This is a genomic window from Enterococcus sp. 3H8_DIV0648 (assembly GCF_002140655.1).
GTDB classification, from domain to species: Bacteria; Bacillota; Bacilli; order Lactobacillales; family Enterococcaceae; genus Enterococcus_A; species Enterococcus_A hulanensis.
The window spans coordinates 889,588-902,094 of the sequence record NZ_NGLG01000001.1 but is presented as its reverse complement, the minus strand read 5'-3'; the positions used below and the strand labels follow the sequence as shown (position 1 = coordinate 902,094).

Here is a 12,507-nt window from a genome sequence, read left to right as displayed (position 1 = left end):
TCCAATGTTTCATAATCTTCTTTTTTAATCATTTTGTAGGAGACAGCTTTATAATTCAGAAAGTCCCTTAAGCGGTTCACCTCATACTCTGACTGAGGACCAATCATCAAACCATCGATTTTTTGATTTTGAATTGCTTGTTCTGCAACGATTGCTGGAGCTGAGTAAACATGAATCGGAATTTCTTGCTCATCTGCTGCGCTTTGAATATTCTTCACCAGCAATCCGGAAGTAATCCCCGCAGTACAAATGAGTAGAATCCTTTTTTCTTCAGACATCTCATCTTTCCTCCTTAAGCTACTTTCCGTTTCTTGTTATAAATATCAAGTACTACTGCTAGTAGTAAAATCAGACCTTTGATCGCTTGTTGCCAATCGACACCGACTCCTAGAATAGACATCCCGTTATTCAAAACACCCATTACCAAACCTCCGACGATAGCGCCAGTGATTGTTCCGATCCCGCCAGAAGTTGAGGCGCCGCCAAAGTACACAGAAGCCATAGCATCTAGCTCTAATGAAGTTCCCGCTTGAGGAGTTGCCGCATTTAAACGTGCTGCTAAAATCAAGCCAGCTAGAGCTGCCATCATTCCCATATTGACAAATACCCAAAAAGTGATCTTCTTAGTTTTGATACCGGATAGCTGTGCAGCCTTAAGATTTCCACCAGTCGCATAGATTTGACGACCAGCTACGGTACTATTAGTTAGAAAACCGTAAACACCAACAATCACACCTAAGATAATTAGAATAATTGGAAAACCTTGGTAAGCTGCGAAAATATAACTTAAGACTAAAACGATAGCCACTGTTAATACCGCTTTCATTATGAAGGCGTTCATTGATGGTACTTCGAACAAATTCTTTTTCCGTTTTTCTCTAGCTTTCCATTGAAAGAATACCAAACCTAGTGCTAGAACAACTCCTAAAATTAGAGTTAATAGATGCATTCCTGATGATGAAACCAAAACTTCTGGTAAGTATCCTGTAGATATTTTTTGGAAAGCTGTTGGAAATGGTGCCAGCGATTGTCCGCCTAATACAACCTGAGTCAATCCACGGAACATCAGCAACCCTGCCAAGGTCACAATAAATGCTGGAATTCCTACATAGGCAACCCAGAAACCTTGCCAAGCTCCAATCAACGCTCCCATTGCCAAGCAAATAGGAACTGCGAGCCAAGGACTAACATGGTTATTAACCATCAACATTCCCGCGATTGCACCCACAAAAGCCATAACTGATCCAACAGATAGATCGACAAAACCTAAAAGAACAACTAATAGCATTCCAGCTGCTAGAACTAAAATATGACTATTTTGCAAAACAATATTTGTGATATTTAACGGTCGTAGAAAAATACCACCAGTCATTAACTGAAAGGCAATCAATAAGGCAATTAAAATAATCACCATACTATATTTACTAAAAATATCTAATAATTTCTCTTTAACATTCCAAGAATTTTTTTCCTTACTCTCTTTTGTAGCGTTCTCCATTAGGATACAGCCTCCTCTTCCATTGTCATCAAGTTCATCAACGTCTCCTGACTGGCATCTGCTCGCATGACTTCGCCGGTCATTCTTCCCTCGTTCATCGTATAGATGCGATCACACATTCCGATAATTTCAGGGAGCTCTGAAGAGATAATGCACACACATTTTCCTTGCGCAGCCATTTCTTCAATGATTGTATAGATCTCATACTTCGCTCCAACATCGATCCCTCGAGTAGGTTCATCTAGAAACAGCACATCGGGCTCTGTCATGAGCCATTTTGCTAAAACGACTTTTTGCTGGTTTCCACCACTTAAACTACCAACGTTTTGAAACACCGTATTGGCTTTTGTATGCATCATTTTTCGATATTTTTCTGCTTCGGTAACTTCCTGTTCCTTATCTAGCACCCCGTTCTGACTGATTCTATTCAAGCTGGCAATCGTTGTATTTTCTCGGATATCCATCAATAAGTTCAGTCCTAATGCTTTTCGGTCTTCTGAAACATATGCTAAGCCATGCTGGATCGCCTGTGAGACATCTTTGATTTTGATCTCTTGACCATCTTTATAAATTTGTCCACTAATGTTTGTCCCGTAAGATTTACCAAAGACACTCATAGCAAATTCTGTTCTGCCTGCACCCATCAAACCTGCAATACCAACGATTTCTCCTCGACGGATGTTAAAATTGATATGATCATTCATGACTCGTGACGTATCAATCGCATGATGGACTGTCCAATCCTTCACTTCAAAAGAAATATCTCCAATATTTGGGTGTCGTGCAGGATAACGATTCGTCAGATCACGTCCGACCATTCCTTTAATAATTCGCTCTTCATTGATATCTTCATTTTCCAATGTTTCAATCGTCTGACCATCTCGTAAAATCGTTATACGATCAGCTACTTCGACAATCTCATTCAATTTATGTGAAATGATAATGGAGGTAATCCCCTGATTGCTGAATTCTTTGATTAATTCTAGAAGATTCGCACTCTCTTCCTCATTCAATGCCGCGGTTGGTTCGTCCAAAATCAACAAGCGAACATTTTTTGAGAAAGCTTTCGCGATTTCCACTAATTGCTGATGTCCGACGCCAATCTGTGATACTTGAGTGTTCGGATCGATTTTCAATCCAACCGTTTTTAATAAATTTTCCGTTTTCCGTTCAGTTAAGTTCCAATCAATAATTCCGTGTTTGGTCTGTTCATTGCCCAAGAAGATGTTTTCTTTGATCGAAAGATATGGACTTAAAGCCAGCTCTTGATGAATAATAACTATGCCCTTTTCTTCGCTATCACGTAATCCCTTAAACTGGCATGTCTCTCCATCATAAACAATGTCTCCACCATAATTTCCATATGGAAATAACCCGCTTAAAACATTCATTAATGTTGATTTCCCAGCACCATTTTCTCCACAAAGAGCATGGATCTCGCCTCGCTTAATCTGCAAATTTACATCACTTAGCGCACGAACACCAGAAAATTCTTTAATGATATTTTTCATTTCTAGAATATAGTCAGCCACATTTATCCACTTCCTTAATATGATGTAGGAGAAAAGCACCTAACGAGCGGGTGCTTTTCTTCCAATCATTTATTCGCTTAAATCTTTTTCCTTGTAGTATTTAGTATCAATCAGTTCTTGTTTGTAGTTTTCTTTATCAACTGAAACTGGTTTTGCTAAATAAGTAGGTACAACTTTTTCACCATTATCATAAGTTTCCTTATCATTGACTGGAACCTTCTTGTCATCATGAATTGCTTCAATCATTTCTACAGTGTTATCAGCTAAAATTCTTGTATCTTTGAAGATTGTCTGTGTTTGATCACCTGCAATGATTGACTTAACTCCAGCAACCGTTGCATCTTGTCCAGTAATTACTGGCAATGGTTTATCGCCAGAGCCATAACCTACCCCTTTTAAAGAAGAAATAATTCCAAGACTGATTGGATCATAAGGAGATAACACAGCATCTAACTTCTTATCGGTATAGTTCGCGCTTAACAGATTGTCCATCCGTGATTGTGCAGTTGATCCATCCCAACGTAATGTCGCAATTTGGTTAAATTTCGTTTGCCCAGAAGGTACAATCAATTGTTTGCTGTCAAAATATGGTTTAAAGACTGACATTACACCGTTGTAATTAATTAATGCATTATTATCATCTGGTGAACCGCCAAATAACTCAATATTATAAGGACCATCACCATCTTTAAGACCTAGCTTATCCTCAATATAAGAAGCCTGCAGTACTCCTACCCCAAAATTATCGAAGGTTGCATAATAATCAACATATTTTGAATTCATTAGTAATCGATCATATGCAATTACTTTGATATCTTGCTGATGTGCTTTTTCCAATACATCCGTTAGGGCCGAACCATCAATGGAAGCAATAACTAACGTGTCCACACCTTTGGTAATCATGTTTTCAATTTGTGCTACCTGATTTTCAACCTTATCTTCGCCATACTGTAAATCTGTCTTGTAGCCTTTTTTCTTTAATTGTTTCACAATGTTGTTTCCATCAGCGATCCAACGTTCCGCTGATTTTGTCGGCATGGATACACCGACATAACCTTTATCTCCTCCAGAAGCACTTCCTTTGCCACAAGCAGCTAATGTGGAAAGTGTCAGCAACGCTAACCCAGCTACAACTAATTTCTTGAAACCTAACTTCATGCTTTTCCCTCCAAAACTTATTTGATAAACCTAGTTTACCTTTTATAGCAACCGCTTTCATTGGATATTCTTTTACCTTCCTTGAAATTCGCTTTGAATAATTTGTTATTTATCACTTTTCTTGGATTTCTTTCGATATATCTTTGATTTTTTCCGGATTAAACATACGTGTTAAACTTAATGATGTTAACGTTTTATAATAGAATACATGGAGGTGACGATTTGAAAAAAAGAATACTTTCTTTATGCTTGATTTTTTGTTTTTTTATAACTGGTTGTAGTAACAAATCTGCTGAAAAAAAGGAAAAGGAAATCACCATTGGTTTCTCACAAGCAGGAACAGAGAGCAGTTGGCGAAAAGCCCAAAATAAATCCATTAACGATGAACTAAATAAACAAAATTATCAGGTCATGTATCGCAACAGCTTCTCTGATCCAAAACAGCAGATCCAGGACGTAATGACCTTTATCGCCTATCAGGTTGACTTGATCGTTCTTTCTCCTATTGAGGAAAATGGTTGGGAACCTATCCTAGAGGAGGCTAAACAGGCAAAAATCCCCGTAATCATTGTTGATCGGAATATTACAACCGATAGAAAGGATCTTTACTTAACTCATATCGGTTCAAGCTTTAAAGCCCAAGGCGGTCGTGCTGGTCTTTATGTCACCAACCACTTCCAAAGAAAGGAACAAGATTCTATCAATGTCTTTGAGATCAAGGGCACGGAGAACACCTCTCCCACTCGCCTAAGGCATGACGGTTTTACAGAGACAGTTGGGCGTGATCCAAGAGTAAAAATCACTCAGTCTATTACTGGTGATTTTATCCGATTAAAGGCGAAAGAAGTCTTTTCTCAAGCGATTGATGAGGGTAAACTTGAAAGCATCGATGTGATCTATTCTCACAATGATGAAATGACTTTAGGAGCATTAGAGGCACTAAAAGAGCATCAAGTAGAAAATAAGTATGTGATTGTCAGTATTGACGCACAAAAAGAAATGATCGATTTATTGAAGAAGCGACAGGTCAATTGCGTAGTAGAATGCAACCCTTTTATGGGGAACCTAGTAGCTAACACGGTCAAAAGGTATTTCGAAAAAGCGACGATTCCTGAGGATATCTATGTTTCTGATACAGTTTTTTCAGACCATAATGACTTTTCGACTATTCCCCCAAGAAACTATTAGGAGGTTAATCATGATAAAACAATCCAGTATCCGCTCCCTCCTGCAACGGGTTAGTTGGTTAATGTTAGCACTAGCTATTGTACCCTTGGTCATCAGCGTATTGATTTACACTCGATACTTATTTGCGTATGAAAAAAGTGTTCAAAACATCTCTGAAGCGAACCGTATCTCAAGCAGCGTCGAAGAATCAATTATTGAAGAAGCCTGGGGTTTAACGTATGGTCAAATCACGCCAGATGATTATAGAAACAGTAACAACGTAACAAAAATACGAAAAGAAATTAGTCAAATCAAAAAAAATACACTCAATGCCAAGGAACGTGCTACTCTGAATATCGTGTTGCGGTCTTTAGATAATGTAGCTAATTATTTGGAAAAAATTATCGAGAATATTGAAAAGGATGCTCCCTTCAACAACAATCAAACTTTGATGACGCATGTCCAATCTGCTACCAAACTCGTTCATGAAATTCTTCAAGATTTCGTAAACGTTGAGATTGAATCTGCAACAGATAATAGTGTGGAGGTCCGAAAGTCGATCCTCATCCTATCTGTCATTGAAATTGCGATCGTCGGTATTATCATTTGGTTTACTAGAAATACTAACAAACGTATGAACACACAAATCCAGCAACCCATGGAAGAAATGATTAAAATGGCCGAAGCTCTTTCGGATGGGAAACTAAACTATCGTATTAAACGTTTGCCTGATAATGAATTACAAACTCTTATTAACAGCATGAATGAAATGGCCGATAATCTTGTTGTACTTCTCGAAGAAAACGCGTTAAAACAGTATAACCTAGCGCAAAGCGAAGTTCGTGTGTTGCAAGCTCAAATCACTCCGCATTTTATTTATAATAGTCTCGATGCTATTTTAGTATTGGCAGAAATGGGGGATGTTGAAAAGGTCAAGGAAATGACGTATGCCTTATCTGACTTCTTTCGGATTTCCCTGAGTCAAGGTCAAGACTGGATTCCTATTGAAAAAGAAATTAGACATATCACTGATTATCTGATTATTCTGCAAATCCGTTATGGTGATGCTTTAACCTATTCTATAGAGGTCGAACCCAAAATAGAAAAATTTTTCATGCTTAAGATGATCTTGCAGCCATTAATTGAAAACGCTGTTTATCACGGAACCAAGCTAGTTCGAAGAACCGGAAAAATAGTACTACAAGCGTACCTTGATGAAGGGTATGTCCACTTTTTTATTATCGATAACGGAAAAGGAATTTTGCCGGAAAAATTAGAGGAGATCAACAGAGAATTAAGAGATGGCCTCTCAACTGACTTCGGTGAGGGATATGGTTTATTCAATGTAAATAAACGTTTATTACTTTATTACGGAAGTAATGCGAAAATCGAACTAAACAGTATACCTGAAAAAGGCACGACTGTTCATGTCATTATTCCAACTACCACAGAAGGGAATTTCAAAAATGTATAAAGTTTTTATTGTTGAAGATGAACATTTGATTCGTGAATCACTAAAACGAAATTTAATCCAATTATCTAAACAACTCCCCATTGAAATGGTCGGAGAAGCCAGCGATGGTGAAGTTGCCTTATCCATGATACTAAAGGAACGACCAGATATACTATTAACAGATATTCGCATGCCATTTATGAATGGGATTGAGCTTTCTCAAGAGGTTAAAGAAGCTCTACCTGATATTCAAATCATTTTTATCAGCGGGTTTGATGAATTTGAGTATGCAAAAGCAGCAATTCATTTGCAGGTTGTTGAATATCTTTTAAAACCAATCAAGACTCAAGAATTAGAAGGCAGTCTAAAAAGTGTAATTAATAGATTGGAACAGAAAAAGCAATCCTCCCCCGACGATTCATACTCTCAGGATGTTCAAAAGAATTTATTTTTAAATTCCTTATTTGAAAATCAATTGGGAACAGCTCAAGCGATTGAGGAGGCTCGCCGTTTGAAACGTCAAATTGCCGGAAAGCAGTTCATTGTTATTCTGATCGCAAATCATGAAAACAAAAATTTTGATGATTACAAGCTCTTTCGAGGTAAACTAGCTGAATTGTATGATACTGATGAATCAATTCTTTTCTCCTGTCTGTCATCTCGATTTATCAAACTTTTACTCTTTGCAGGAAATAAACAGGAGTTACTCAAAACAGCCGATCAAACAGCCTCGACACTTTTTTCTATCCTTACAACTAGCGATTCAAAATTGGCTATTGCTATCGGAAATCCCGTAGAACGAATCAGCGATATTCAAAATAGCTACAGAACTGCATACAACATGCTAGAGTATTCGACCATTCAATCAGACAATCCGATTCTCCATTATCAAAATTTTGATAATCAATATTCCAATTTTGCACTAGAATTTCAGTTAAGTAAACGACTCGAACAAATCAGTTTAAAAGAGACGCCTAATCTAACAAATGAACTGATCGAACAGACGGAAAAAAGTGAGAGTCCGTTGCTTTATCGTTTGTTATTACTAAATGACTTAAATCAACGAGCACAAGAGAAGAATCAGAAAGAAAAAACAAAATTTCCTATCGCTTCTCCTGCTGAACTTCCAGCAATACTTTCAGATATTGTCTTATTTCGTAACTATCTAAATCAGTTAGTACCTTTTTTGAAGGCAACTGTGATTAACGAAACAATGAGTCAATATCGAGAATTATTGGAACGCTCAGTGACTTTTATTAGACAACATTATACAGAACCAGAACTTTCCCTAGGCGATGTGGCTAATCACGTAAACTTAAGCAGCTCGCATTTCAGTACTATTTTCTCTCAGGCTTTAGGCAAAACATTTGTAGAATACTTAACTGAGCAGCGGTTAACAGAAGCAAAACGCTTGCTGAGGGATACAGATTGGAAATTATCAGCGATTGCGATCGAAATTGGTTACAATGATCCAAATTATTTTAGCTATATCTTCAAACGCAAAGAAACTATCTCGCCAAAAGAATTCCGGAAAAGTCTGATGAAATAGCTATGTCGTATAATTTTCTTATATAATTAAGCACAAAAGGATTTTTTTATCATTGAAAAAACAGCTAAGCAAAGATCGAATTTTTATGGCTTCGATTTCTGTTTAGCTGTTTAATGGTATTCATCTGTCCTTTAGACTAATGAATCGATAGATATTCACTTTTTAATAGAGATAACTTGATTTCATTTATATTTTATTTAATTGTTACGTACTCCAAATCAACTAGTTTTGCCCAGGTAATGATTTGTTCGGTTGTTAAATTCAATGAGACAACAGTATGGTGTCCCCCGCCAGTTCTTATCCATGCTCCTACACCTTCGTGGAAGTTTGGTTTCACTTTCCAAAGAACACGTGCCACAGGCAAGTTTGGAGCCTCTTCTGTTGGTTCGAAGGCTTCCACTTCATTGATCAATAACTTATAGTGGGTACCAAAATCAGCCATTGATACGACAACTCCGTCTCCAGCTTTTCCATCAAAAACTAAACGAGCTGGGTCTTCACGATCTCCCATGGATAGAGGTGAAACTACGATTTTTGGTTTATTTACTGCTAAGGTAGGATCAACCTCCATCATGTGTGATTGTAAGATTGCTTCTTTTCCTGCTGCTAGTTCATACGTGTAATCTTCCATAAAGCCAGTATTTTGATTATGAGCCATTACCTTCATTAAACGATCTAGTGCCGCTGTTTTCCAATCGCCTTCTCCCGCGAATCCATAACCTTCTGCCATCAATCGTTGAACTGCTAAACCAGGTAATTGTTGCATATCATACAAATCCTCAAAGTTTGAGGTAAAAGCATTGTAGTCACCAGCTTCTAAGAAACGACGAATACCGATTTCCTGTTTTGCTTGAACTTTTACATGGGCTTCCCAAGTGTCATGATCATAATCTCCATAATCAAAGTCATATAATTCTTTATACTCTGCAAAAAGCGCATCAACCTCGGCATCCTCAACTGCATCGACATATTGAACAAGGTCTCCGATCCCAAAGTAATCGACAACCCAGCCAAATTGAATCTGTGCTTCAACTTTATCCCCTTCCGTTACAGCAACATTACGCATATTGTCCCCAAAACGAGCAACTTTGATGTTGAAGCTTTCATTATAAGCAACAGCTACATCCATCCACTCAGCAATTTGTCTTTGCACACTCTCTGTTTGCCAATAGCCTACAACGATTTGATTTTGTTTTTTTAGTCGTGCATTGATAAACCCATATTCACGATCTCCGTGTGCCGACTGATTTAAATTCATAAAATCCATATCAATGGTTTCCCATGGAATACTTTCATTGAACTGCGTCGCTAAATGTAACAACGGCTTTTGCAATAATTTCGTTCCACGAATCCACATTTTCGCTGGCGAGAAGGTATGCATCCAAGTAATGACTCCTGCAACCTCATCTCGATAGTTAACTTCCTTCATGATTTTAGTGATCGTATCAGAAGTTACCGCTAATTCCTTTAAAATGATTGGATAGCGCATTTTTCCACTTTCATTCAAACCTTTGACAATCGCTTCAGCATCCGTCTTTACACTTTTTAGTGCTTCTTCTCCATATAAATGTTGTGAACCTACGACAAACCAAAATTCCTTTTTACTGATTTCTAACATCGTGCTCGCTTCCTTCCTATTTTCCTTGCCCGTAATAAGCATTTTTTCCATGTTTTCTTAAATAATGTTTATCCAAAACTCGTTGTGGTAATTCTTCAGCAAAACTATTTAATTGGCGTGCGAATAGATTCATTTTAGCGACTTCGTCTAAAACGACTGCATTCATGACCGCGCTCTTCGCATCCTTGCCCCAAGTAAAAGGTCCATGACCATGTAAGAGTACTCCCGGAACCTCCATGACATCTATTGCTCTTTTCTTAAACGTTTCAATAATCACATTGCCTGTTTCGTGTTCATAGCCATCATCTATCTCTTTTTGAGTCAAGAATCTTGCGCATGGAACTGTGCCATAAAAAGTATCCGCATGGGTTGTCCCCATCGCTGGAAGATCCAAACCTGCTTGTGCCCAAATTGTTGCCCAAGTCGAATGTGTGTGGCAGATTCCACCAATTTCAGGGAATTTTTTATACAAAACCGCATGCGTCGGTGTGTCTGAGGACGGATTCAACTCTCCTTCGATTACATTATTCTCTAAATCAACGACAACCATATCAGAGGATCTCATTCCTTCATAACTCACACCGCTGGGTTTAATAACAAAGTAACCTGTTTCTGGATCAAAGGCACTGACATTCCCCCATGTATATTTGATCAAACCTTGTCTTGGAAGCTCTAAATTTGCTTGAAATACCTCTTCTTTTAATTGCTCCAACATTTAAGAATCTCTCCCTTATTTCAATCCATCGATTGCTGCTTGTTCAATCGGCAATCCTTTCTGATACCGATCAATAAACTGATTGTAGCCAGTAACATCGGCTTGGTTTGGTGAAATCGTTTGTCCCACACTGTCGGTGAACACTTGCTTATCCAAAAACTCTTCCAACGGCACATTACTTTCTTTATTGACAAATGCAGCCAATAAAGCAATTCCCCAAGCACCACCTTCACCAGCCGTTTCCATAACTGTGACTGGGGCTTCCATCGCTGCCGCTAAAATTCGCTGTCCAACCTCTGGTGTCTTGAAGATTCCACCATGACCCACTAGCTTATCGATGTGAATCTTTTCTTTTTTAAGGATTTCCATCCCAATGCGCATCGCACCAAAAGCACTGGAAAGGTGTAAACGCATGAAATTGGCTAAACTGAACTTACTTTCAGGTGTACGGACAAATAATGGTCTACCTTCATTCATCCCAGTAATATTCTCACCTGAGTAATAACCATAGGACAACATTCCACCACAATCAGGATCTGCTTCTAAAGCCTTTTCAAACAAAGTGTTATAAAGCTTGTCATTACTGATGTCTAGACCTAATGTTTGCGAAAACTCCTTAAACAGGTTGACCCAAGCGTTGATTTCCGAAGAACAATTATTTGTGTGAACCATTGCTACTAAGTCACCCATCGGTGTCGTCACAAGATCAATCTCTGGATGCACCTCTTTTAGTTGTTCCTCCAGGACGATCATGGCAAAAGCAGAGGTTCCAGCAGAAACATTTCCTGTTTTTTGACGAACACTGTTCGTCGCAACCATCCCTGTGCCAGCATCTCCTTCAGGTGGACACAAAGGAATCCCTTCCTGTAAGGTTCCTGTAGGATCTAAGAGATACGCCCCCTCTTTCGTTAAACTTCCAGCGGACTCACCAGCCAAAAGTACCTTAGGCAAAAGTTGATTGAGGTCTTGAATGAATCCTTCTTTTTTCGCCAGCTCTGAAAATGTGGCAATCATCTGTTGATCATAGTTTTTAGTGTGGATATCAATCGGAAACATTCCAGAAGCGTCTCCGACTCCCAGAACTTTTTGTCCGGTCAACTGCCAATGAATATAACCTGCTAAAGTTGTAAAAAACTGGATTCTACCCACATGATCCTCATGGTTTAAAATTGCTTGATACAAATGAGCAATACTCCAGCGTTGCGGAATATTGTACTGAAAAGCTTTGGTCAACACCTTTTCTGCCTCGCCAGTAATTGAATTTCGCCAAGTTCTGAAGGGTACTAATAATTCATCTTGATCATCAAAGGCCATGTAGCCATGCATCATCGCACTAAAACCAATCGCCCCAATCGATGTCAATGTCTCCCCATATTCTTCAAAAACTTCTGTCGCCATCTTACGGTAGCTGACGCGTAAGCCCTTCCAAATCTCTTCTAATGAATACGTCCAAATGCCATCTTCAAGCCTGTTTTCCCAATCGTAGCTTCCTGCTGCTATCGGGGTCATTTCAGAACCAATCAAAACCGCCTTAATTCTGGTAGAACCGAATTCTATTCCTAGAGCTGTCTTTCCGTCCATAATATCCAGTTTTGTCTTCGCGACTATTTCTTTCGTCTTGATGGGAACCTCCTCCTTTGTCTTTACTAACAAGGTCATTCTATAATTTATGTACGTACATGTCAATATTTTTATTTAAATTTGTTCGTACAAATAATAAGTTTTTCGAAGAGCAAAAAAACTTGCTCAGCAAGTGAACAAGCTATAGGTCTAATTTATTTAGTTTTTAAAGCTTTTTTACCGAATCCCTTTCTACT

Annotated in this window: 10 protein-coding genes; 3 read left to right on the top strand and 7 right to left on the bottom strand. The window is 38.4% G+C overall.

Annotation, left to right across the window (positions count from 1 at the left end):
- From A5875_RS04175 to chvE, 4 genes are all read right to left on the bottom strand, one after another.
- Positions 1–278: PTS sugar transporter subunit IIB (locus A5875_RS04175; protein WP_088932439.1), on the bottom strand; the 278-nt coding region annotated here is incomplete at its 3' end.
- Positions 279–292: 14 nt separating this feature from the next.
- A complete protein-coding gene (mmsB, locus tag A5875_RS04170; protein ID WP_088932438.1) occupies positions 293–1,498 on the bottom strand; it encodes a multiple monosaccharide ABC transporter permease in 1,206 nt (401 codons plus the stop codon).
- A complete protein-coding gene (gene mmsA, locus A5875_RS04165; protein WP_088932437.1) occupies positions 1,498–3,030 on the bottom strand; it encodes a multiple monosaccharide ABC transporter ATP-binding protein in 1,533 nt (510 codons plus the stop codon). Before mmsA ends, mmsB begins: the two co-directional genes overlap by 1 nt.
- Before the next feature lie 69 nt (positions 3,031–3,099).
- The gene (gene chvE / locus A5875_RS04160) at positions 3,100–4,188 is read right to left on the bottom strand and encodes a multiple monosaccharide ABC transporter substrate-binding protein (protein WP_088932436.1); all 1,089 of its coding nucleotides are present in this window, start codon (positions 4,186–4,188) and stop codon (positions 3,100–3,102) included.
- Between the two features lie 249 nt (positions 4,189–4,437).
- Here chvE and A5875_RS04155 point away from each other — a divergent pair, with 249 nt between their 5' ends.
- Genes A5875_RS04155 through A5875_RS04145 form a run of 3 tightly spaced genes read left to right on the top strand, consistent with a single transcriptional unit; the run spans position 4,438 to position 8,357 of the window.
- Complete coding sequence (locus A5875_RS04155; protein ID WP_422851536.1) at positions 4,438–5,376, top strand: ABC transporter substrate-binding protein; 939 nt, start codon at positions 4,438–4,440, stop codon at positions 5,374–5,376.
- Between the two features lie 10 nt (positions 5,377–5,386).
- Positions 5,387–6,829, top strand: coding sequence for a sensor histidine kinase (locus A5875_RS04150; protein WP_088932435.1), 1,443 nt, complete (start codon positions 5,387–5,389; stop codon positions 6,827–6,829).
- The gene (locus A5875_RS04145; protein WP_088932434.1) at positions 6,822–8,357 is read left to right on the top strand and encodes a response regulator; all 1,536 of its coding nucleotides are present in this window, start codon (positions 6,822–6,824) and stop codon (positions 8,355–8,357) included. The genes A5875_RS04150 and A5875_RS04145 overlap by 8 nt, the downstream gene beginning before the upstream one ends.
- A gap of 193 nt (positions 8,358–8,550) precedes the next feature.
- On the opposite strand, the gene araA is transcribed toward A5875_RS04145, so the two are convergent.
- From araA to A5875_RS04130, 3 genes are read right to left on the bottom strand one after another with little or no spacing between them, the layout of a single operon-like run.
- Positions 8,551–9,975 (bottom strand): L-arabinose isomerase, encoded by a 1,425-nt coding sequence (gene araA, locus A5875_RS04140; RefSeq protein WP_088932433.1) that lies wholly within the window; start codon positions 9,973–9,975, stop codon positions 8,551–8,553.
- 16 nt (positions 9,976–9,991) lie between these two features.
- Positions 9,992–10,690, bottom strand: coding sequence for an L-ribulose-5-phosphate 4-epimerase (locus tag A5875_RS04135; protein WP_088932432.1), 699 nt, complete (start codon positions 10,688–10,690; stop codon positions 9,992–9,994).
- A 15-nt stretch (positions 10,691–10,705) separates the two neighbouring features.
- The gene (locus A5875_RS04130) at positions 10,706–12,271 is read right to left on the bottom strand and encodes a xylulokinase (RefSeq protein WP_088934628.1); all 1,566 of its coding nucleotides are present in this window, start codon (positions 12,269–12,271) and stop codon (positions 10,706–10,708) included.
- Positions 12,272–12,507: the final 236 nt, after the last annotated feature.

Coding starts and splice junctions, on each gene's coding strand:
- mmsB (WP_088932438.1), bottom strand. CDS start 1,498: ATGGAGAACGCTACAAAAGAGAGTAAGGAAAAAAATTCTTGGAATGTT.
- chvE (WP_088932436.1), bottom strand. CDS start 4,188: ATGAAGTTAGGTTTCAAGAAATTAGTTGTAGCTGGGTTAGCGTTGCTG.
- A5875_RS04150 (WP_088932435.1), top strand. CDS start 5,387: ATGATAAAACAATCCAGTATCCGCTCCCTCCTGCAACGGGTTAGTTGG.
- A5875_RS04145 (WP_088932434.1), top strand. CDS start 6,822: ATGTATAAAGTTTTTATTGTTGAAGATGAACATTTGATTCGTGAATCA.
- araA (WP_088932433.1), bottom strand. CDS start 9,975: ATGTTAGAAATCAGTAAAAAGGAATTTTGGTTTGTCGTAGGTTCACAA.
- A5875_RS04135 (WP_088932432.1), bottom strand. CDS start 10,690: ATGTTGGAGCAATTAAAAGAAGAGGTATTTCAAGCAAATTTAGAGCTT.
- A5875_RS04130 (WP_088934628.1), bottom strand. CDS start 12,271: ATGGACGGAAAGACAGCTCTAGGAATAGAATTCGGTTCTACCAGAATT.